Here is a 21,360-nt window from a genome sequence, read left to right as displayed (position 1 = left end):
TTACGGTCAGGACATGATCCGCGAGCGCCACCTCCTCGGTCCCGGTCCGTCCAACCCCTACCCGGAGGCGACTCGCGCCCTGGCCGAGCCGCTGCTCGGCCACCTCGACCCGGAGTTCCTCCGGATCATGGACGAGACCTGCGAGATGCTCCGCACCGTCTGGGGCACCTCCAACGCCCGGACGCTGCCGCTCAGCGCGACCGGCTCGGCAGGCATGGAGGCGGCCTTCGTCAACACCGTGCACCCCGGCGACGTGGTCGTCGTCGCGGTCAACGGGCTGTTCGGCCAGCGGATGACCGACGTGGCGGCACGCTGCGGTGCCGACGTCGTCGCGGTCGACCACGAGTGGGGCCAGCCGGTCGACGTGGACCGCGTCCTCTCCGCCCACCCGTCGCCGGCGATCATCGCCGCGGTCCACGCCGAGACCTCGACCGGTGTCCGCTCCGACGTCGCGGCGCTCGGCGCCGGGAAGGGTGATGCCCTCCTGCTGGTCGACGCGGTCACCTCGATCGCCGGCATCGAGCTGCGCGCCGACGAGTGGGGGATCGACCTCGGCTACGCCGGCACCCAGAAGTGCCTCGGCGTCGCGCCCGGCCTGGCGCCGTTCACGATCAACGACCGCGCCTTCGAGCGCCGGGTCGAGAAGCCGCGCTCGTGGTACCTCGACCTCGGCATGCTGGGTGGGTACGTCGGCGAGGCCGGCCTGAAGGAGGGCGGCAAGGGTCAGCGGACCTACCACCACACCGCGCCGACCGCGATGGTCGCCAGCCTGCACGCCGGCCTCGCCCGCATCCTCGACGAGGGTCTCGAGGCCGTCTGGGCGCGGCACCAGGCGGCGGGCGACGCGCTCCAGTCGGGGCTGGAGGAGATGGGCCTCGAGCTGTTCGCGGCCGAGGGCAGCCGGCTCCCCGAGCTCACGACCGTGAAGGTCCCCGACGGCGTGGACTCCGCGGCCGTCCGCAGGGAGCTGCTCGAGAAGCACGGCATCGAGATCGGCGCCGGCGCGGGACCGTACGCCGCCAGCGTCTGGCGCATCGGCCTGATGGGCCGCAACGCCCGCCCCGACGCCGTGCTGCTCGTCCTGGCAGCGCTGGAGGACGTCCTGAGCCGCGTGCCCGGCGCCCCACGCCCGTAACCGGCTCCGCCCGGCGGTCGTTGACCCGGCATGCGACTCGCCACCCCCGCCCGCCTGGCCGTCATCGGGCTGCTCGCCCTCGCGCCCGTCCTGACCGGGACCGCCGCACACGCCCACGGCGACCGTGATCGCGCCGAGCGGATGGCGGAGGCCTACGACGCCGGTCTCGCCGTGCCGTTCGTCGCCTCGCCCAACGTCCGCCTGGCGGCCGTCCGGCCGGGCAGCGCGGGCATCTCGGGATGCTTCCTGCACTCCGCGCCGTACTTCGTGATGTCCGGGCTCGACGACGTGACGGTCTTCGACGTGAGCGATCCTGTGTCGCCGCGCGAGGTCGGCTCGATGCCGAGCGCGCAGTTCGAGAACGAGGCGATGAACTGTGGGGAGCGCAAGGTCTCGCGCACCCGCACCGACCGCTTCGCGATGATCGGCGTCGACCTCTACCAGGCCTCACCCGGCGACCTCGAGCACGTCAACGACCCGGTGACCGGTGACTACGAGCTGGTCATCGTCGACGTCAGCGACCCCACGGACCCGCACGTGCGCTCCCGCGTGCCGTCGACCACCAGCACGCACACCGTCAGCTGCATCGACGGCACCGACTGCCGCTACGCCTACTCCGCGGGCGACGACTCGCAGGTCCCGGGACAGGGCAGCTTCTCGGTCTTCGACCTGCGAGACCTCGACCGGCCGGTCGAGGTCGACAGCGACCCGGCGACGCCCGGCACCCAGCCGTTCCGGTCGGACGCCGTCGGGTGGGGCGGGCACAAGTGGAACGTCGACGACGCCGGCTACGCCACGCACACCGGCGCAGGCGGGAGCTACGTGTACGACGTGCGCGACCCCCTGCACCCGCGTGAGGTCGCCAGCACCGGTGCCGCCGGCGACTCGGCCCGCGACGGCGCGGTCAACCACTACAACGACTTCATCCACCACAACAGCTTCCGGCCGAACGCGAGGGAGTTCCGTCCCGACACACCGCCGTCGCTCGCCAACGGCAACGTGCTGCTCGTCACCGAGGAGGACTACGAGGACCCCGACTGCTCGACGGCGGGCTCGTTCCAGACCTGGCACGTCAAGCGTCTCGACGGCTCCGAGGGCTCGATCGTCCCGCTGGCCAAGGTCGAGCTGGCCGACCTCGGCACCTACCCCGTCCCCGCGGGTGCGTTCTGCTCGGCGCACTGGTTCGACGTCCATCCCAGCGGCATCGCGGCGGTCGGCTTCTACGGGGGCGGCACCCAGTTGATCGACGTCACGGACCCGACGAGGCCGGTGAGCCACGGCTTCGCCTCGTGGGGCGCGTCAGAGGTGTGGGACGCGATGTGGGCGCCGGTCTACGACCGCAAGGGCGTGGCCACCTCGCGGAGGACCAACATCGTGTACTCGGTCGACCTCGTCCGCGGCCTGGACGTGTACGTCGTCGACGTCCCGGGAGACGGGGTCGGCGCCCTGCCCTCGGTCGAGGTGGCGACGCCGACCGCGTCCTTGCTGCCGGGCCTGGTCCTCGGTACCAGCGCCGTGACCGCCGTGCTGCTGCACCGACGCCGCCGGTACGCCCCCGGCCCACTGGGGTGAGGCTGGCCCCTCAGCCCAGCCGCTCGACGGCCAGCGCGCCGAGGGCCAGGAGGTCGTCGCGGGGTGGGCGGACCTCGGTGAAGCTCACGTCGAGCACGGAGACCGTGCGGCCGACGCGGGTGACCAGCACTCGCCGCCAGGTGGTGCTGCCACCCTGCACCCAGCCGACCAGCATCCCGGAGGACTCGTCGCCGACGCGTGGCGGGATCCAGGCGCGGTTCTTGAGCAGGACCCGGCCGCCCTCGCCGTCGTCGGTGCGCACGTCGCCGACGCACCGCTTGCTGAAGAACCGGTAGCGCTGGACGAGCAGCCGCGCGTCGCGCCGGGACGCGAATCGTACGACGTTCTGGTCGATGAGCGCGACGGAGCGGCGCCGGCTCGCGGGGGAGACGCTGCCGAGGATGCGGCTGCTGCCACGCACGGCCTCCTGCTGGTCGTCGCACCCGCGGGGCGCGAAGACGGGGGAGCGCATCACGGTGCGGATGGGGTCGTCCATGTCGGGGTAGACCGTGGCGTGGTCGGCGAGCGTCAGGAGGTGCTCGCGCCCGACCGGGGCGGGAGCCGCCGTCGCCGGCCCGGGGGCCGCCGGGCCGAGCAGGACCACCACGAGCGTCGCGAGCGAGATCATCGTCCTCCGCATGGCGACAGCATGGCGGCGAGGCGCGCGGGTGTGCAACGGGTACGGCGCCGCGCCGTGTCGTAGGGTGAGCGGCGCTGAGCTTCCCCAGTTATCAGTCTCCATTCCTGACGGCGAGGAGCCCGCGTTGTACCTGAAGAGCCTGACCCTCAAGGGGTTCAAGTCCTTCGCGTCCTCGACGACCATGCAGCTCGAGCCGGGCATCACCTGCATCGTCGGGCCCAACGGCTCCGGCAAGTCCAACGTCGTGGACGCCCTGGCGTGGGTCATGGGCGAGCAGGGTGCCAAGAGCCTGCGCGGCGGGAAGATGGAGGACGTCATCTTCGCGGGCACCTCCGGGCGCCCGCCGCTGGGCCGCGCCGAGGTGCAGCTGACCATCGACAACTCCGACGGTGCCCTGCCGATCGACTACGCCGAGGTCACGATCAGCCGCACGATGTTCCGCAACGGCGGCTCGGAGTACGCCATCAACGGCAACGGCTGCCGCCTGCTCGACGTCCAGGAGCTGCTCAGCGACTCCGGCATCGGCCGCGAGATGCACGTGATCGTCGGGCAGGGCCAGCTCGACTCGATCCTCCACGCGACCCCCGAGGACCGCCGCGGGTTCATCGAGGAGGCGGCGGGTGTCCTCAAGCACCGCAAGCGCAAGGAGAAGGCGCTCCGCAAGCTCGACGCCACCGACGGCAACCTGACCCGCCTTGCCGATCTCCTCTCCGAGATCCGCCGGCAGCTCAAGCCGCTGGGCCGCCAGGCCGAGGTCGCGCGGCAGGCGCAGACCGTGCAGGCTGATGTGCGCGACGCGCGGGCCCGGCTGCTGGCCGACGACCTGGTCACCGCCCGCACCGCGCTCGACCAGGAGATGGCCGACGAGACGCTCCTGAAGGAGCGGCGCGAGCAGGTCGAGGCCGAGATCGCCGCCGGCCGGGAGAAGGAGGCCCGCCTCGAGGCCGCGCTCCGCGACGACCTGCCCCGGCTCGCTGCCGCACAGGAGACCTGGTTCGCGCTGTCGGGGCTCAAGGAGCGGCTGCGCGGCACGGCGTCGCTGGCCGACGAGCGGATCCGCAACGCCGCCGGAGCCGCCGAGGGCGACACCGTCGACTCCGGGCGCGACCCCGACGAGCTCGAGGCCCAGGCCGAGCGGGTGCGGCAGCAGGAGGCCGAGATCGCCGAGCAGGTGGAGCAGCAGCGTGCCGCGCTCGACGCCGCCGTGGTCGCGAAGCGTGCCGCCGAGGAGGCCGCCGCCGAGGAGGACAAGCGGATCGCAGGCCTCCAGCGCGCTGCCGCCGACCGCCGCGAGGGCCTGGCCCGCCTCACCGGCCAGGTCAACGCACTGAAGTCCCGCGCGGAGGCCGCCGATGCGGAGATCCGGCGGCTCACCGACGCCCGCGAGGACGCCGTGACCCGCGCCGAGCGCGCCCAGCGCGACTTCACCGCGCTGGAGACGCGGGTCGCCGGGCTCGACGCCGGTGAGGAGGGCCTCGACTCCGAGCACGAGGAGGCCGTCGCCGCCCTCGACGAGATCGAGGAGCAGCTGGCCCGTGCGCGCGAGGACGCCCAGCAGGCCGATCGCGACCGGGCCGGGCTCATCGCCCGCCGCGACGCCCTCGAGCTGGGTCTCAACCGCAAGGACGGCGCCGGGGCGCTGCTGGCCGCGAGCGAGGAGGTGGGTGGCCTGCTGGGCTCGGTCGCCGCGCTGCTCGACGTCGACCACGGCTACGAGGCCGCTGTCGCCGCCGCCCTCGGCACCGCCGCGGATGCCGTGGTCGTCACCGATGCGCAGGCGGCGATCGAGGCGATCACCCACCTCAAGGACGACGACCTGGGCCGCGCCGGCCTCCTGCTCGGTGGTGCACCGCAGGTGGAGCGGGACTGGCCCGCCCTCCCCGCCAGGGCGACGTACGCCGTCGACGTGGTCACCGCGCCCGACGACGTACGCCCGGCGCTGGCGCGGCTCCTGCACCGGGTCGCCGTCGTCGACGACCTCCCGGCCGCCCGACGCCTGGTGGCAGACCTGCCCGACGTCGTCGCGGTGACCCGCGAGGGCGACCTGCTCGGCGCCCACTTCGCCGCCGGCGGCTCCAGCAGCCAGCCGAGCCTGATCGAGATCCAGGCCGCGGTCGACGAGGCCACCACGCGGCTGGCCGAGGCGACCGCGACGACCGAGCGCCTCGGCTTCGAGATCTCCCGGCTCGAGGCGAGCCGTCACGACGCCCTGAAGCGCGTCGACGTCGCCCTGGCCAAGCTGCACGAGTCCGACGCGACGCTCGCGGCGATCGCCGAGGAGCTCGGCCAGCACGGCTCGCAGGCGCGGGCCGCCAAGGGCGAGGCCGACCGGCTCGAGCGGGCCATCACGACCGCGCGCGAGGCGCGCGAGGCCGACCTCGCCGGGCTCGCGGAGCTCGAGGCCCGCCTGGCCGCCGCCGAGGACGTCACCGACGAGGAGCCCGACACCTCCGACCGCGAGAAGCTGGCCGAGGCGGCCCGCGAGGCCCGCCAGGGCGAGATGGACGCCCGGCTCGCGCTCCGCACCGCCGAGGAGCGGGCCCGCGCGCTCCACGGCCGCGCCGACTCGCTGCTCCGCGCCGCGCAGGCCGAGCGGGAGTCGCGCGCCCGTGCCGCCGAGCGCCGCGAACGCCTGATCCGCGAGGGCCGCGCCGCGCAGGCCGTGTCGGTCGCGGTGCGGATCGTGCTGCACCAGCTGGAGCGGTCCGTCATGGAGGCCGCCGACGAGCGCGCCGCCGTGGAGGAGTCGCGCCAGGGCAGCGAGCAGCAGCTCATGGCCGTGCGCACCCAGCTGCGCGACCTCGGGCGCGAGCACGACGAGCTGGTGAACTCCGTGCACCGCGACGAGATGGCCCGCACCCAGCAGCGGATGCGCATCGAGCAGCTCGAGGAGCGCGCGCTGGAGGAGCTCGGTCTCGACCCCGATGGCCTGGTGGGCGACTACGGCCCCGACACGCTCGTCCCGTTCACCGGTCAGGTGCCCGACGGCGAGGAGCCGCCCGAGCCGACGCCGTTCGTGCGCGAGGAGCAGGTCAAGCGGCTGCGCTCCGCCGAGCGGGCACTCTCCATGCTGGGGCGGGTCAACCCGCTCGCGCTCGAGGAGTTCTCCGCGATGGAGGAGCGCCACAAGTTCCTCACCGAGCAGCTCGAGGACCTCAAGCGCACCCGCAAGGACCTCCTCGACATCGTCCGCGAGGTCGACGCCCGCGTCGAGCAGGTCTTCACCGAGGCCTACGCCGACGTGGAGAAGGCCTTCGACCGGACCTTCGCGCGGCTGTTCCCCGGCGGCGAGGGCCGGCTGGTGCTCACCGACCCCTCCGACATGCTCACGACCGGCGTCGAGGTCGAGGCGCGCCCGCCCGGCAAGAAGGTCAAGCGGCTCTCGCTGCTCTCCGGCGGCGAGCGGTCGCTGGTGGCGGTGGCGTTCCTGGTGGCGCTGTTCAAGGCCCGGCCGTCGCCGTTCTACATCCTCGACGAGGTCGAGGCGGCGCTCGATGACACCAACCTCGGCCGCCTGCTGGAGATCTACGAGGAGCTGCGCGAGAACTCCCAGCTGCTCGTGATCACCCACCAGAAGCGCACCATGGAGGTCGGCGACGCGCTCTACGGCGTCACGATGCGCGGCGACGGCGTGTCCGCGGTGATCAGCCAGCGGCTCCGCGACGCCGAGTCCGCATGAGCGAGCAGTCGGGTGCCCCGGAGGGACCGGTCGCCACGGGGGAGCGCACCCGACCCGCGCGCCCGACCCGCGACGACTACGTCGCCTGGCGCACCGCGACGACCCGGTGGCGCGACGACGACGCCTACGGCCACCTCAACAACGCCACCTACTACGAGCTGTTCGACACGGCCGTGAACGCCTACCTCTACGACGCGACCGGGCTCGACGTGCGCGCCCTGCCGCAGATCGGCGTCGTCGCCGAGACCGGCTGCCGCTACTTCCGCGAGATCGGCTTCCCCGACCCCATCGAGATGGGGCTGGTCGTCGACAAGGTCGGCACGAGCTCGATCGTCTACCGGATCGGCCTGTTCCAGGGCGACTCCGACGAGGCCGCCGCCGAGGGCCGCTTCGTCCACGTGTACGTCGACAACTCCCGCGGCGCCGGTGACCGGCCGGTCGTCCCGATGCCGGACGCCGTGCGCGAGGCCGTCGTACCCCTCCTGCGCTGAGCGGCCGACGGCGCGGTCGACACGGCGGCGGGGATGCGTCGCGGCGCCCGTCGCTGTGCGATGGTGGAGGCGACCGGACCGGACCACCTCGGAGGAACCCCCGTGCTCGCGATCATCCTCATGATGACCCTCGGCGTGCTCGTCGCCGCCGCCGTCGGTGTCTACGTCGCCTACCCCCACCGCGGCGAGCAGATGCCCGTCGCCCCCCAGCTCGGCAACGCGATGCGCAAGGGTGTCGACGCCCTGCCGACGCTGGAGGACTCCGAGTCGCGCGTGTGAGCCTCGGCCCGGTTCCCACGAGCTGGTGACCTCCCGGCGCGGCGTCGCGACGTGACCGAGCAGCGGACTAGCGTGCAGGGCGTGAACGGCGCCCGCCAGCACCTTCCGAAGGGCTACTGCGCGGCCTGCGGATCGATGGTGGGCCGCCAGTTCCGCCCGGGTCCCGACGGGCGGCCCGACGCGGTGTGCCCGCGCTGCGGCAGCCTGGAGCGGCACCGCTTCCTCTCCCTCCTGCTCGGCGTGCTCGCGCCCGAGCTGCGCGACCTCGACACGGTCGTGGAGATCGCGCCGTCGCGGCAGTCGACCGTGCTCCTCGACCGCCTCGAGTGCCGGCGCCGGGTGACCTTCGACGCCGGATACGACGCGCGGACGGTCGACGCGCTGGCCAGCCTGACCGCGCTCCCGCTGCGCGACGACTCGGTCGACCTGCTGGTCTGCTACCACGTCCTCGAGCACGTCCCCGACGACGGCACGGCGATGCGTGAGATCGCCCGGGTGCTCAGCCCGCGCGGGATCGCGCTGCTCGAGGTGCCGATCAAGGGAGGCGTGGCCACCGAGGAGGACCCGGCCGCAAGCCCTGAGGAGCGGGCCCGGCGGTTCGGCCAGCGCGACCACGTGCGGTGGTACGGCGACGACTTCGACGCCCGCCTCTGCGACGCCGGCCTGGCCTCGGTGCGGGTGACCCCGCCAGCGCTGGTGGGGGAGTCGGCGGTGCGGTGGTTCCGGCTGATGCCGCACGAGGTGGTGTGGGTGGCGCACCCGGGCCGGGAGACGGCCTCGCCGATGCTGGCCGGGGGCACCGGCTCGGGCCTCACGGCCGCCTTCGACGCGGTCCTCGCCGACCTGGCGAAGGCGCAGGACCGCCTCGCCCGCTCCCGCGCGCGCGCCGACCGGCTCGCTGCCGAGCGCGACGCGCTGCGCGTCCGCCTGTCCGAGCTCTCCGCCCGGCAGCGGGCGCTCGAGCGTGGGCTGCTCACCCGGCTTCGCCGCGCGGCGCGCCTCTGATTGGATTGGCCCATGGGTGACTGGCTGTATCTGATCATCGGCATCGCTGTCGTCGGCGTGCTCACGCTCGCCGGGCTGCTGACCTCGGGTCGCCGGCGCAGGTCCGTGCCACCGTCGGGCGGTACCGACGTGATCGTCCCGCCGCCGACCGAGGGCGAGACCGCGGTCGCCGCACCGCCGGAGCCGCCGGTCGTCACCGAGGAGTCGGCCGCACCGGCCGCTCCGGTCATCGAGAAGCCGGAGCGCTCCGCCACCCGCATGCAGCGGCTCCGCGAGCGCCTGTCGCGCTCGCAGGGCGGGCTGGGCAGGGGCCTGCTCGCGCTGCTGAGCCGCGACCGCCTCGACGAGGACACCTGGGAGGCGATCGAGGACACGCTGCTCACCGCCGACATCGGTGTGGCCCCCACGCAGGCCCTCGTCGACCGGCTCCGCACGCGGCTGCGCGTGGAGGGCGGGCAGACGCCCGACCCGCGCACGGTGCTGCGCGAGGAGCTGATCGAGCTCGTCGGCACCGACCTCGACCGCCGCGTCCAGGTCAGCGGCACCGACGGCAGGCCCGGCGTCGTGCTCGTCGTCGGCGTCAACGGCGCCGGCAAGACCACGACCGTCGGCAAGATCGCCCGCATCCTCGTCGCGGAGGACCTCACGGTCACCCTCGGCGCCGCCGACACGTTCCGTGCCGCGGCGGTCGACCAGCTGGCCACGTGGGGCGAGCGCGTCGGCGTGGAGGTCGTGCGCGGTCCGGAGGGCGGGGACCCCGCGAGCGTGGCGTTCGAGGCGGTGAAGCACGGCATGGACAACGGCGTCGACACCGTCCTCGTGGACACCGCCGGCCGGCTGCAGAACAAGGCCGGCCTGATGGACGAGCTCGGCAAGGTCAAGCGCGTCATCGAGAAGCAGGCCCCGGTCACGGAGGTGCTGCTCGTCCTCGACGCGACGACCGGCCAGAACGGCCTCATCCAGGCCCGCGTCTTCAGCGAGATCGTCGACGTCACGGGCATCGTGCTGACCAAGCTCGACGGCTCCGCCAAGGGTGGGATCGTGGTCCAGGTCCAGCGCGAGCTCGGCGTCCCGGTCAAGCTCGTCGGCCTCGGCGAGGGCCCCGACGACATGGCGCCGTTCGACGCCGCCGCCTTCGTGGACGCGCTGCTCGGCTGACGCCCGCCCGCCCGTTCAGTGATCCCCGGTCAGCCGGGGATCGCTGAACATGTCAGGCCGTGCACGGGCCGACAAGTTCAGCGAGAGCCTGACAAGTCCGGGGTCGCACCCCCCGTTCGTCGATCAGCGGCGGGCGAGGATGCGGCGCACGGCGTCGTCGATCAGCGTCTCGGCACGCTTGTCGAAGCTGTGCTCGGCGATGATCCGGGTGGCGATCGCGCGGCGCGCCTCGTCGTCGGGGAAGGCGTCGTACGGCGGTGCGATGAGGCGGGCGAGCTCGTGCTCGTTGTCGAAGGGCAGCACCAGGCCCGAGAAGATCTCCTCGAGCCCGTCGATGCGGTCGCTGAGGATGCGCGCACCGCAGGCGGCGGCGTCGAAGAGGCGGTTGGAGGCGAAGCTGTCGCGCCGCATGTCGAGGTGGTGGTCGTTGAGGACCACGCCGGCGGAGGCGTAGAGGGCGCCGACCTCCTCGTTGGCCACCCCGCCGGAGGCGATCTGCTCGCGGTCGACGAACTCGGTCCAGTCGTTGCCGTGCAGCGTGAGGTCCGCGCCGATGGCCAGCGCGCTGCGCACGGCGTACCGGTAGACGCCTCGCGAGTTGCCGACGAACAGCACGGCCGGCCCGGTGTCGGGCCGGGCGCGGTCGGGGTGGAACCAGCGCGTGTCGGTGCACTGGAGCAGCGGCTCGATGGGGGTGCCCCACTCGCGGGTCATGCGCGCGGACCAGCTCGTGCTGGCGGCGTAGACGTGGTCGTAGCCCGCGACCTCCTCGGGCGTGATCATGTCGGGGTGGCTGATGATCCACTCCACGTTGAGCAGCCCCGGGCGGGGCGTGACGCGATCGAGCCCCCGCAGCACGAGGAGCACGTCGTCGTGGTCGCGGGAGTCGCGCTCGCGGGCGTCGCGGCGGTCGATGGCCACGTGCTGGCCGCGCCGCTCGAGCGCGTCGGCGAGCGAGCGGGCGAAGTAGGTGTCGCCCCAGCGGTCGCCCCGGTTGGCCGCGGGCGCCGCGATGTCGATGGCCCACCGCAGCCGCGGCGGCGACTCGTGCACCCCGCTCACGGGCCGCAGCACCAGCTCGGGCACCAGGACGGCGGGTGAGTGCCGGTCCTCGGGGTCGGCGCACACCCGTCGGTTGCGCCGGTCGGTGACCTCGAGCCCCGCTTCGCGCAGCAGGTCGGGCGCGGTGTCGGGCGGGGGCGTGAGGCCGCTCGACCGCAGCGAGGCCATCGCTCCGATCAGCTCCTCCGGTCCGGCGTAGTCGGTGCGGGAGGTGATGACCGCGTCGGGCACGACGACCGAGTCGCCGAGCCCGGCGTGGCGGGCGCGCAGCCCGAGGTCGGTCTCGGCGAGGACCGAGTGGAAGCGACCGCTGAGGCCGCGCAGCGCGACGGCCGTGTCGGTGCGCAGCGCGACGAGCGGGGCGGCCGGCGCGGCGACGGCGCACTGGCCGATGCGCACCGCGTCGCTCGTGGGCAGGCCGGCGAGGAAGAGCTCGGGGTTGGGGTTGTCGGCGTCGAAGCGGGCTCCCGCGCTCAGCACCACGCCGTCGAGGTCGACGACGAGGGGCTGCGCCAGGGCCACGCCGGGTGCGCGGAGCACGTCGGCCAGCCGCTCGGCGATCGGCTGGCGCGGCGGCGTGGCCTCGGGGCGGATCAGCAGCAACGTGCTGCCGTCGGCCTGCGCGATGCCGATGTTGGTCGCCGCCGAGGTGGAGACCGCGGTGGGCACCGAGACGAACCGGGCGCCGGAGATGACCGCGGCGATCGAGGCGGCGAGCACGTGGTGGGCGCGCCGCAGCCGCACGCCGACGAGGAGCAGCTCCGAGCCCTCGCGCGGCAGGGAGCTGAGCCACTCCACGGTGCGGCGCGGCTCGGGGCCGACCGGCAGGACGTGGGTGACGAGGTCCTCGGAGCGGGGGCGGGCGGCCGCGGCGTCCCAGTCGACGAGCTGGCGCTCGAGCACCACGGAGTCCCAGTCGTCGTCGTAGCCGCCCCCGCCGGCGTCGGGTCGCCGCAGCACGGGCACGTCGACCGGGACCGGCTCGTGGTCGCGGGTGAGGCGCAGCAGCAGGTCGCGCTCCGCCGACCCGCCGAGCGACTCGTCGAAGCCGCCGACGTCCTTGATCGCCGTACGACGCAGCAGCGCCGTCGCGAGGTCGACCGGTCGCCCGCCGACCAGCTCCAGCCGCGAGCGGCCGACCGCCCCAGCGCCGGCGAGGACCGCGGCGGCGCCGGAGTCGTGGGCGTGCGCGAGGAGACCGGCGAGCATGTCGGGCAGCCACTCGCGGCCCGGCGGCAGGAACGCGACGTGCTCAGCCGTGCTGTGCTCGAGGGCGGTGTTGAGCGCCCGGGCGTGCCCGCAGCGCGACTCCCGGACCAGGGTGATCCGGTCGTCGAAGGCCGCCATGCCCTGGAGGACCCAGGCGGTGTCGTCGTGGGAGCCGCGGTCGACCGCCACGAGGTGCCAGTCGGCGAACGTCTGGGCCTGGAGGGACGCGACGGTCTGCCGGACCAGCGGACCGCAGTCCTGGGCCGCCATCACCACTGTCACGGCCGGTGACGTGCCGAGCTTCTGCGGTAGCTCGGGCGAGGGTCCCAGCAGCCCGGGCCGCTCGAGCACGACCTCCTCACGCCAGGCGGTGGCCGCCTCGATCGCGGCCGCGCGGTAGGTCCCCCAGGAGACCTTCCGGGGCAGGATCCGGGTGGGCAGCGCGGTGCCGGGTCCGGACACCGAGAGCCAGTAGGACAGCGCGCCGTAGGGGTGGTGGCGGGCCTCGGGCATGGCCGCGAAGATGATCCGCGGGTCGACCAGCGGGTGCGGCGCGATCCGGTTGCGGCGGCGGCGCTCGGAGACGTACCAGAGGACGGGGTGCTGGCCCGAGCGCTGCCAGGAGCGGCGCCGGCCGATCCACTGCGCCTCGAAGAGCGGGTGCGGAGAGACCTCGCCGGCGTGCACCGCGGCGCGGGCGGCGTCGTACGCCGAGCCGAACCGGGTGCCGAGCTGCGCGGCGACGAAGTCGACGTCGACGAGCCCGGAGTCGACGAGCACCTCCGCCGGGTCGTCGAGCCTCACCTGGTGCTGGCGGCGCTCACCGCGCATCGGAGTACCTCACGCGCGGGAACAGCGGCTCCAGCGCGAGCGGGGTCGGCAGCAGCCGCTCGGTGTCGCGCAGCGGGTAGTACTGCGCGGTGTCGGCGAGGAACTGGCGCACCCCGTCGAAGCGCTCGGGGAAGCGGCGCTCGCACAGCTCGAGCAGCCGGTCGGCGTCGAGGTTGTAGGGGTCGTAGCGGAGGGTGTCGATCTTGACGTAGGGGAGGCGGGCGTTGTCGAGCACCCGGTCGGCCAGGCTGCGGGCGGGGTTCCAGGGCTCGTTGGCGCGCTCGCGCCACTCGCGCACCTCCGCGCGCGTGCGCGGGAAGGAGGAGCGGTGCGCCGCCCACCAGCGCATCCGCTCGCGCGCGATGCGACGGTCCTCGGGGGTCTCGACGAAGTAGGTGTCGGAGCAGAAGCCGGCCTCGTAGAGCCGGCGCGACATGCCGATCTCGTAGCGGCGGATCACCTGGCGCCGCTTGGAGATGGGCTCCATCTCCTCCCAGAACTCCGTGAACGCGTGTGATGCGACCACCCACGGACGGAAGGCGACGAAGAACGACTGGATGTGCGGGGCGAGGCGCTCCGCGGCGGTGAGGCCCCAGAAGTCGCACGGCCGGGTCGCCATCTCGTCGAAGACAGGAGCATAGGAGTCGAGGGCGAAGACGTAGGTGTCGTTGCAGACCACCACCTCGTCGTAGGCCGTCAGGTCGCCCGCCGCGTCGAGGCCGACCTTGTAGCTGAAGAAGTCGTAGCCGTAGTTCGCGCGCTCGACGACCTGGGCACGCTCGTTGAGCCACTCGCGCGCGGAGTCCTGCAGGTGGGCGGTCGTGCAGACCAGCAGCTTGTCCACCGACGCGGCCAGCGCCTCGACCTGGCCACGCACGTGCGGCCGAAGATCTCCGGCGACGTCGTAGTGCGCCATCACGGCCAGTCTGGACACGGCCGAACACTAACAAGGTGGCTCAGCGGGCCGTCCTGTTCACACACCCGTAACACGAGGCGGCATTCCGTTGCCTGCGCGCAACATGCGTCGCCGCCGTGCGAAACCTCCTCCGCGCAGGCTTCCGACGAACGCGTGGACCCCTGCATGACAGCGGCGTCATGACCCCGGCGGACCACACCCGTACGTTTCCTGCCCGATCCCTGGAGGTTCTGTGGACGGCTATTACGCCTTCATGCTGGTGGCGACTGCCTTCGTCCTGATGATGACGGTGCCCGCGCTGGCCCTGTTCTACGGCGGCATGTCCCGGTCGAAGTCCGTGCTCAACATGATGATGATGTCCTACGTCGCCGCCGCGATCGTGGGCATCCTGTACGTCGCCGTCGGCTGGTCGATGGGCTTCGGCGGGAACGGCACGCTGTTCGCCAACCCGCTCGAGCTGCTCTGGCTCGACGGCGTCTCGACCGGTGACTACATCTTCGTGATGTTCCAGATGACCTTCGCGATCATCACCGCCGCCCTCATCAGCGGGGCGGTCGCCGACCGGATGAAGTTCTCCGCGTGGGTGCTGTTCGTCCCGCTCTGGGCGGTGATCGTCTACTTCCCGATGGCGCACATGGTCTTCAGCTGCACCGACGACTCGCTCATCTGCGGCCGCATCGGCGCCCAGGACTACGCCGGCGGCACGGCGGTCCACATCAACGCCGGTGTCGCGGCCCTCGTCCTGGTGCTGCTGCTGGGCAAGCGGATCGGCTGGCCGCGCGAGCAGATGCGGCCCCACAACCTGACGCTGACCATGCTCGGCGCGGGCCTGCTGTGGATGGGTTGGTACGGCTTCAACGTCGGCTCGATCGTCTTCGGCGACGACCCGGAGACCCAGTTCCCGCTCGAGACCGGCCGCACCTTCGCCACGACCACGCTGGCCACCATGGCCGCCATCCTCGGCTGGCTGCTGGTCGAGCGCCTGATCCACAAGAAGGCCACCTCGCTCGGTGCGGCCTCGGGCATCGTCGCGGGCCTCGTCGCGATCACCCCGGCCACCGGTGCGGTCAACCTCTCCGGCGCCGTGGCCATCGGTGCCATCGCCGGTGCGGTGTGCGCCTGGGCCGTCGGGCTGAAGTACAAGCTCGGCTACGACGACTCGCTCGACGTGGTCGGCGTGCACCTCGTCGGTGGCATCATCGGCACCGTGCTGATCGGGGTGTTCTCGACCTCCGAGGGCGCGGGCGGCGTCGACGGACTGCTGTACGGCGGCGGCTTCGGCTCGCTCGGTGACCAGGCGCTCGGCGTCGTGGTGGCCGTCCTGTACTCCGGCGTCCTCACCGCGGTCATCGCCCTCGCCGTGAAGTACACGATCGGCCTCCGCCTCGACGAGGAGGACGAGGTCAACGGGATCGACCTCGCGGCCCACGGCGAGTCGGCGTACGACCTGCACAGCGGCACCAGCGGCGGCTCGTCGAGCGTCCTCGCCGCCAGCACCGCCACCCGCACGGAAGGAGTCAACGCATGAAGCTCGTGACCGCGGTCATCAAGCCGCACAAGTGGGAGGACGTCCGCGAGGCGCTGGAGACCTTCGGGGTCGCCGGGATGACGGTCTCCGAGGTCAGCGGATACGGCCGCCAGAAGGGGCACACCGAGGTCTACCGCGGTGCCGAGTACGACATCGCGCTCGTGCCCAAGATCCGCCTCGAGATCGTCGTCGACGACGCGGACGCCGACGACGTCGTCGGCATCATCGTCAAGACCGCGCAGACCGGTCGCATCGGCGACGGCAAGGTCTGGGTCAGCCCGGTCGAGACCGTCGTCCGGGTCCGGACCGGCGAGCAGGACGCGTCCGCGCTCTGATGGTCGACGTCTCGGGCACCGTCTCATGACCGCAGCGCATCGCCAGACCAGGGCCACCTCGGCCGACGAGCTCTGCCGGCAGGCGTACGCCGCCTGCGACGGGCCCGTCGCCGGGGTGGCCCTGGTCGCGGTCGGGGGCTACGGGCGCGGGGAGCTCGCGCCGCACTCCGACCTCGACGTGGTCCTCGTCCACGAGGACTCCGTCGACCTCGGCGGGCTCGCGAGCGACCTGTGGTACCCGCTGTGGGACTCGGGCCGCAAGATCGACCACTCGGTCCGGTCGATGAGCCAGGTGCTCGAGGCGGCCGGCGACCTCAGGGTCGCGCTCGGCCTGCTCGACGCGCGGCACCTCGCCGGCGACCCGGGGCTCAGCCTGCGGCTGCGCACGACCATGCTCGCCGACTGGCGGCGGCAGGCCCGTTCGCGCCTGCCGGAGCTCAAGGCGCTGACCCGCAAGCGCCACGACGTGACCGGCGAGCTGGCCCACGCCTCGGTCCCCGATGTGAAGGAGGCCGAGGGTGGGCTGCGCGACGCGGGCGTGCTGAAGGCCATCGAGGCCAGCTGGCTCGTCGACGCGTCCACCCCGGCGCTGGAGGCCGCCCGGCTGATGCTCCTCGACGTCCGCGACGAGGTGCAGGACCTCGCGGGGCGACCGGGCGACCGGATCGCCCCCGAGATGTGGGGACCTCTGGCCGAGCGGCTGGGCCTGCCCGACGCCGGGGCCGCGCAGCGCCACGTGCGCTCGCTGGGTCGCCGGATCACCCACCTGTCCCGCCTGGCGTGGCGGCGTACCGATGCCGTCCTGGCCCGGCCGACGGGGGAGAAGGGGCGCCGCACGCCCGCCCTCGAGCGGATCGCACCCGGCATCGCCCTGTCCCGCGGAGAGGTGGTCCTGGACGCGGGGACCAACCCCGGCGACGACCCGACCCTGCTGCTGCGCGCGGCGGCCGAGGCCGCCAGCCGCGACGCCGTGCTCGCCCCGACCACGGCCGCCCGGCTGGTGCGCGACGGCGCCGAGCTCCCGACGCCCTGGCCGGCACCTGCACGCGACGCGCTGGTGCGGCTGCTCGCCAGCGGCCCTGCCCTGCTGCCCGTGTGGGAGACCCTCGACGAGGTCGGGGGCATCGAGTCGTTCCTCCCCGAGTGGGAGCAGGTCCGGCTGCTGCCGCACGCCTCGGCGATCCACCGCTTCACCGTCGACCGCCACGTCGTCGAGACCTGCGCCGAGGCCGGTGCCCTGATCCGCGGGGTGCGGCGTCCCGACCTGCTCCTGGTCTCCGCCCTGCTGCACGACATCGGCAAGGGCTCGCTGCACGACCACTCGGTCGCCGGTGAGCCGCTGGCCCGCAAGGTCGTCACCCGGATGGGCTTCACCGACCTCGACGCCGAGGTGGTGGCCTCGCTCGTGCGCTGGCACCTGCTGCTGGCCGGTCTCGCCACCACCCGCGACCCCGACGACCCGGCGACGACCGCCGAGCTGCTCACCCACGTCCCCGACGCGGCGAGCCTGGAGCTGCTGCGTGCCCTCACCGAGGCCGACGCCCGGGCGACCGCGCCGGCGGCCTGGACGTCGTGGCGGGAGTCGCTCGTGGACCGGCTGGTGTCCCGCGCGGGCCAGGCGCTCGGCACGGAGATCGTGCCGGTGGTCCCCGTCGAGGCGCTGCCTGTCCCCGACGCCGTACGCCGCGACGCCGGGGCGGTCTCGGTCGAGATCACCCCGCACGAGGTCGGCGCCACGGTCACCGTCATCGCCGCGGACCGTGTCGGCCTGCTGGCCGATGTCGCCGGTGGCTTGGCCGCGCTGCGGGTGCCCGTCAAGGCGGCCCGCGCGTGGGCGCAGGTCGACGCCGACGGGGAGTGGGGCGTCAGCGCCTGGGAGGTGCCCGACGCCTACCTCGACGCCACGGTCGTCCGCGAGCGCATCGGGCGGGTGGTCGAGGGCAGCCAGCGGCTGCCCGACCTGGCCGAGCGGCCGACCGGCGAGCTGCCGCCGATCGTGGAGGTCCGCCCGGACGCCTCACGCGCCTCGCTGGTGCTCGAGATCCGGACGTCGGACCGTCCCGGCGTCGTGCACCGCGTGCTCACCACGCTCGCGGGGCTCGGCCTGACGGTCGCCTCCGCCCACGTGTCCACCCTCGGCCCGCAGGCGGTCGACGTGTTCTACGTCCAGGAGGTCGGCGGCGTCCGTCCCACCGAGGAGCGTGCCGCGGCGGCCGCCCACGCCGTCCGCACCGCCCTCGGCGGCTGACGTCCCGACTCGAGCGGACCTGTGGCCGCTCGAGCAGGCGAATGCGGGGCACCCAGCGACCACATCCCGCACCCAGTCCCGCCGAGGGCCGGCACGGCGCCGATCAGGTGCGACCTAGCCGCGACGGATACGCTTGAGCGTCGTACCACTCCTGACTTCAGCCATCGATGCGAGGGATTGACCCACACCGTGTTCGCCACACTCTCCGACCGCCTTGCCGACACCTTCAAGAACCTGCGGGGCAAGGGCCGGCTCTCCGAGGCCGACATCGACGCCACCGCGCGCGAGATCCGCATCGCGCTGCTCGAGGCCGACGTCGCCCTGCCCGTGGTCAAGGAGTTCGTCGGCGCGGTCAAGGAGCGGGCGCGCGGCGAGGAGGTCAGCGGGGCCCTCAACCCGGCCCAGCAGATCATCAAGATCGTCCACGAGGAGCTCGTCGCGATCCTCGGTGGGGAGACCCGGCGCCTGCGCTACGCCAAGAGCGGGCCCACCGTCATCATGCTCGCCGGCCTCCAGGGCGCCGGCAAGACCACCCTGGCCGCCAAGCTGGCGCTCTGGCTCAAGGACCAGGACAAGACCCCGATGCTGGTCGCCGCCGACCTGCAGCGCCCCAACGCGGTCCAGCAGCTCCAGGTCAACGGCGAGCGGGTCGGCGTACCCGTCTTCGCGCCCGAGCCGGGCAACGGCACGGGCGACCCGGTCGCCGTCGCGCGCGCCTCGATCGAGGAGGCCCGCCGCAAGCTCCACGACGTCGTCATCATCGACACCGCCGGTCGCCTCGGCGTCGACGAGACGCTGATGAAGCAGGCCGCCGACATCCGCGACGCGGTCCAGCCCGACGAGGTGCTCTTCGTCGTCGACGCCATGATCGGTCAGGACGCGGTCACCACCGCGCAGGCCTTCCTCGACGGCGTCGGGTACGACGGCGTGGTCCTCACCAAGCTCGACGGCGACGCCCGCGGTGGTGCGGCGCTCTCGATCCGCTCGATCACCGGCAAGCCGGTCATGTTCGCCTCCAGCGGCGAGAAGATGACCGACTTCGACCTGTTCCACCCCGACCGGATGGCGTCGCGCATCCTCGACATGGGCGACATGCTCACCCTGATCGAGCAGGCCGAGAAGGCCTTCGACTCCGAGCAGGCGATGAAGGCCGCGGAGAAGCTCGGCACCAAGGGCGGCTTCACGCTGGAGGACTTCCTCCAGCAGATGATGCAGATCCGCAAGCTCGGCTCGATGACCAAGATCATGGGGATGCTCCCCGGCATGGGGCAGTTCCGCGACCAGCTCGAGAACTTCGACGAGCGCGAGATCGATCGCATCCAGGCGATCATCCAGTCGATGACCCCCGCCGAGCGGGAGAACCCGAAGATCATCGACGGCTCCCGCCGCGCCCGCATCGCCAAGGGCTCGGGCCGCCAGGTCTCCGACGTCAACCAGCTCGTCGACCGCTTCTTCGAGGCGCGCAAGATGATGGAGCAGATGGCGCGCGGCGGCGGGGTGCCCGGCATGCCGGGGATGCCGGGGATGCCCGGCCTCGGCGGCGGCAAGCGTGCCGGCGCCCGCCAGCAGCCGCAGAAGGGCAAGAAGGGCAAGAAGCGCGTCTCCGGCAACCCCGCGAAGGCGGCCCAGCAGAAGGCAGCCGAGAAGGCCGCCGCGGCCGAGAAGGCCGGCAACCCCTTCGGGAACCCCGACGGCGCGGAGGTCGACTACGAGAAGGCCGCCGAGCAGCTCAACCTCCCCAAGGACTTCTCCCAGTTCCTGAAGTGAGACGAGCAGCCGGGATCGAGCGGAGCGAGATCCCGGCGTGGGCTCGGCCAGGTTGAGCAAGCGACGCGACTGAGGGACGAAGTCGCACGAGCGCGTCGAAACCACCCAGCCCGGAGATCGAGGGGAGTCCCCGGATATCCGGGGACTGCTGCGGGATCGTGGAGCATCCGAGCCGCCAGGTGACCCGGATCTTCCACATTGTCTGGGGGACGCGTCGACACCCGCATGTCTTCTCCGCAGCCCCGCCGGCTGGTTGAGTGAGGCCATGACCGAGCCGTTCGACCACCTGCTGGAGAAGTACGCCCGCCTCGTCGTCCGCGTGGGTGTCAACGTGCAGCCGGGCCAGGAGGTCGTCATCAACGGCCTGCCGGAGCAGGCGGAGGCGGCGCGCGCGATCGCCGACGAGGCGTACCGGGTGGGCGCCTCGCGGGTGCGCATCGACTACGTCGACCCGCACGTCCAGCGCGCGGCCGTCGAGCACGGCCCCGAGGACCAGCTCGGCGTCTCGCAGGACCACGAGCTCGCCCAGGTCCGCGCGTGGAAGGACAGCAAGCCGGCCCTCATCAGCCTCACCGGCAACCCCCACCCCGCGCTGATGGAGGGGCTCGACCCGACGCGGCTGGCGAGGTCGACGCCCATCGACCTGATCCAGCAGGTGATGCCGCTGATCGTCACCAACCAGGTCGCCTGGACCGTGGTCGGGGCGCCGACCAAGGGCTGGGCCGACAGCGTCGGCGTCGCCGACCTCGCCCAGCTGTGGGACGCCGTGGCTGTGGCGATGCGTCTGGACCAGGCAGACCCGGTCGCCGCGTGGCAGGCGCACGTCGCCAAGCTCCGGGCCCGCGCCGAGATCCTCAACGGGCACCGCTTCGACCGCGTGCGCTACCGCGGGCCCGGCACCGACCTCACGCTCGGCATGGCCGCGGGGTCGCGCTGGATCGGCGGCGCGCTGGAGAACCAGGACGGGGTCGAGTTCGTGCCCAACATGCCCACCGAGGAGGTCTTCATCTCCCCGGACTGGCGACGCGCGGAGGGCCACGTCCGCACCTCCGCCCCGTTCTTCCTCGCCTCGATGGGTGCGCTCGTGGAGGACCTCGCCCTGGAGATCAGCGACGGCACGATCACCGGCGCCACCGCTACGCGGGGCGAGGAGGAGGTCCAGGCGCAGTTCGACCTGATCCCGCGCTCGCGCCACCTCGGTGAGGTCGCCATCGTCGACTCGGACTCCACCGTGGCCCGGACCGGACTGGTCTACAAGGACATGCTGTTCGACGAGAACGTCGGCTCGCACGTCGCCTGGGGGATGGGCTACACCAGCGCGATGGACGGCACCGTGGAGCTCTCCCCGGAGCAGCGCCTCGCCCAGGGGCTCAACCAGTCCGACACGCACGTCGACATCGTCATCGGCAGCCCCGAGGTGCAGATCGACGGGATCCACGCCGACGGGTCCGTCGTACCGGTGACGAGGGGCGACGAGTTCGTGCTGTCGGACTAGCGCGATGATG

15 protein-coding genes are annotated in these 21,360 nt (G+C 73.1%); 12 read left to right on the top strand and 3 right to left on the bottom strand.

Annotated features, from left to right (window positions below; genetic code table 11):
• The first annotated feature begins 13 nt into the window (after window positions 1-13).
• On the top strand, window positions 14-1,135 hold the full coding sequence (locus tag Q9S36_RS27210) for an alanine--glyoxylate aminotransferase family protein (RefSeq protein WP_311287965.1): 1,122 nt from the start codon (window positions 14-16) through the stop codon (window positions 1,133-1,135).
• 30 nt (window positions 1,136-1,165) lie between these two features.
• Window positions 1,166-2,707, top strand: coding sequence for a hypothetical protein (locus Q9S36_RS27205; RefSeq protein WP_311287964.1), 1,542 nt, complete (start codon window positions 1,166-1,168; stop codon window positions 2,705-2,707).
• Between the two features lie 10 nt (window positions 2,708-2,717).
• Here Q9S36_RS27205 and Q9S36_RS27200 read toward each other — a convergent pair whose 3' ends face one another.
• On the bottom strand, window positions 2,718-3,347 hold the full coding sequence (locus tag Q9S36_RS27200; RefSeq protein WP_311287963.1) for a hypothetical protein: 630 nt from the start codon (window positions 3,345-3,347) through the stop codon (window positions 2,718-2,720).
• Between the two features lie 124 nt (window positions 3,348-3,471).
• Here Q9S36_RS27200 and smc point away from each other — a divergent pair, with 124 nt between their 5' ends.
• The 5 genes from smc (at window position 3,472) to ftsY (ending at window position 9,959) form a co-directional block, all read left to right on the top strand.
• Entirely contained in the window at window positions 3,472-7,026 is a 3,555-nt protein-coding gene (gene smc, locus Q9S36_RS27195) for a chromosome segregation protein SMC (protein ID WP_311287962.1), read from the top strand.
• Window positions 7,023-7,517, top strand: coding sequence for a thioesterase family protein (locus tag Q9S36_RS27190; RefSeq protein WP_311287961.1), 495 nt, complete (start codon window positions 7,023-7,025; stop codon window positions 7,515-7,517). The genes smc and Q9S36_RS27190 overlap by 4 nt, the downstream gene beginning before the upstream one ends.
• Before the next feature lie 102 nt (window positions 7,518-7,619).
• Window positions 7,620-7,796 (top strand): hypothetical protein, encoded by a 177-nt coding sequence (locus tag Q9S36_RS27185; protein WP_311287960.1) that lies wholly within the window; start codon window positions 7,620-7,622, stop codon window positions 7,794-7,796.
• An 81-nt stretch (window positions 7,797-7,877) separates the two neighbouring features.
• Entirely contained in the window at window positions 7,878-8,801 is a 924-nt protein-coding gene (locus Q9S36_RS27180) for a methyltransferase domain-containing protein (RefSeq protein ID WP_311287959.1), read from the top strand.
• 12 nt (window positions 8,802-8,813) lie between these two features.
• Window positions 8,814-9,959, top strand: coding sequence for a signal recognition particle-docking protein FtsY (gene ftsY / locus Q9S36_RS27175; RefSeq protein WP_311287958.1), 1,146 nt, complete (start codon window positions 8,814-8,816; stop codon window positions 9,957-9,959).
• Between the two features lie 123 nt (window positions 9,960-10,082).
• Here ftsY and Q9S36_RS27170 read toward each other — a convergent pair whose 3' ends face one another.
• Window positions 10,083-13,061 carry a glycosyltransferase gene (locus Q9S36_RS27170; protein WP_311287957.1) on the bottom strand — a complete coding sequence of 993 codons (2,979 nt, stop codon included), beginning with the start codon at window positions 13,059-13,061 and terminating at the stop codon, window positions 10,083-10,085.
• Complete coding sequence (locus Q9S36_RS27165) at window positions 13,051-13,995, bottom strand: rhamnan synthesis F family protein (protein ID WP_311287956.1); 945 nt, start codon at window positions 13,993-13,995, stop codon at window positions 13,051-13,053. The genes Q9S36_RS27170 and Q9S36_RS27165 overlap by 11 nt, the downstream gene beginning before the upstream one ends.
• Window positions 13,996-14,230: 235 nt before the next feature.
• Here Q9S36_RS27165 and Q9S36_RS27160 point away from each other — a divergent pair, with 235 nt between their 5' ends.
• From Q9S36_RS27160 to Q9S36_RS27140, 5 genes are all read left to right on the top strand, one after another.
• A complete protein-coding gene (locus tag Q9S36_RS27160) occupies window positions 14,231-15,505 on the top strand; it encodes an ammonium transporter (RefSeq protein WP_311287955.1) in 1,275 nt (424 codons plus the stop codon).
• On the top strand, window positions 15,502-15,840 hold the full coding sequence (locus Q9S36_RS27155) for a P-II family nitrogen regulator (RefSeq protein ID WP_311287954.1): 339 nt from the start codon (window positions 15,502-15,504) through the stop codon (window positions 15,838-15,840). The genes Q9S36_RS27160 and Q9S36_RS27155 overlap by 4 nt, the downstream gene beginning before the upstream one ends.
• A gap of 25 nt (window positions 15,841-15,865) precedes the next feature.
• The gene (locus Q9S36_RS27150; RefSeq protein WP_311287953.1) at window positions 15,866-18,088 is read left to right on the top strand and encodes a [protein-PII] uridylyltransferase; all 2,223 of its coding nucleotides are present in this window, start codon (window positions 15,866-15,868) and stop codon (window positions 18,086-18,088) included.
• A gap of 189 nt (window positions 18,089-18,277) precedes the next feature.
• Entirely contained in the window at window positions 18,278-19,855 is a 1,578-nt protein-coding gene (gene ffh / locus Q9S36_RS27145; RefSeq protein ID WP_311287952.1) for a signal recognition particle protein, read from the top strand.
• Between the two features lie 265 nt (window positions 19,856-20,120).
• Window positions 20,121-21,350 carry an aminopeptidase gene (locus Q9S36_RS27140; RefSeq protein WP_311287951.1) on the top strand — a complete coding sequence of 410 codons (1,230 nt, stop codon included), beginning with the start codon at window positions 20,121-20,123 and terminating at the stop codon, window positions 21,348-21,350.
• Window positions 21,351-21,360 lie beyond the last annotated feature (10 nt).

The sequence above is a fragment of the Microbacterium sp. ARD31 genome, assembly GCF_031844425.1.
Note: the sequence above shows the minus strand (reverse complement) of the source record. Positions and strands in the feature narration are given on the sequence as shown.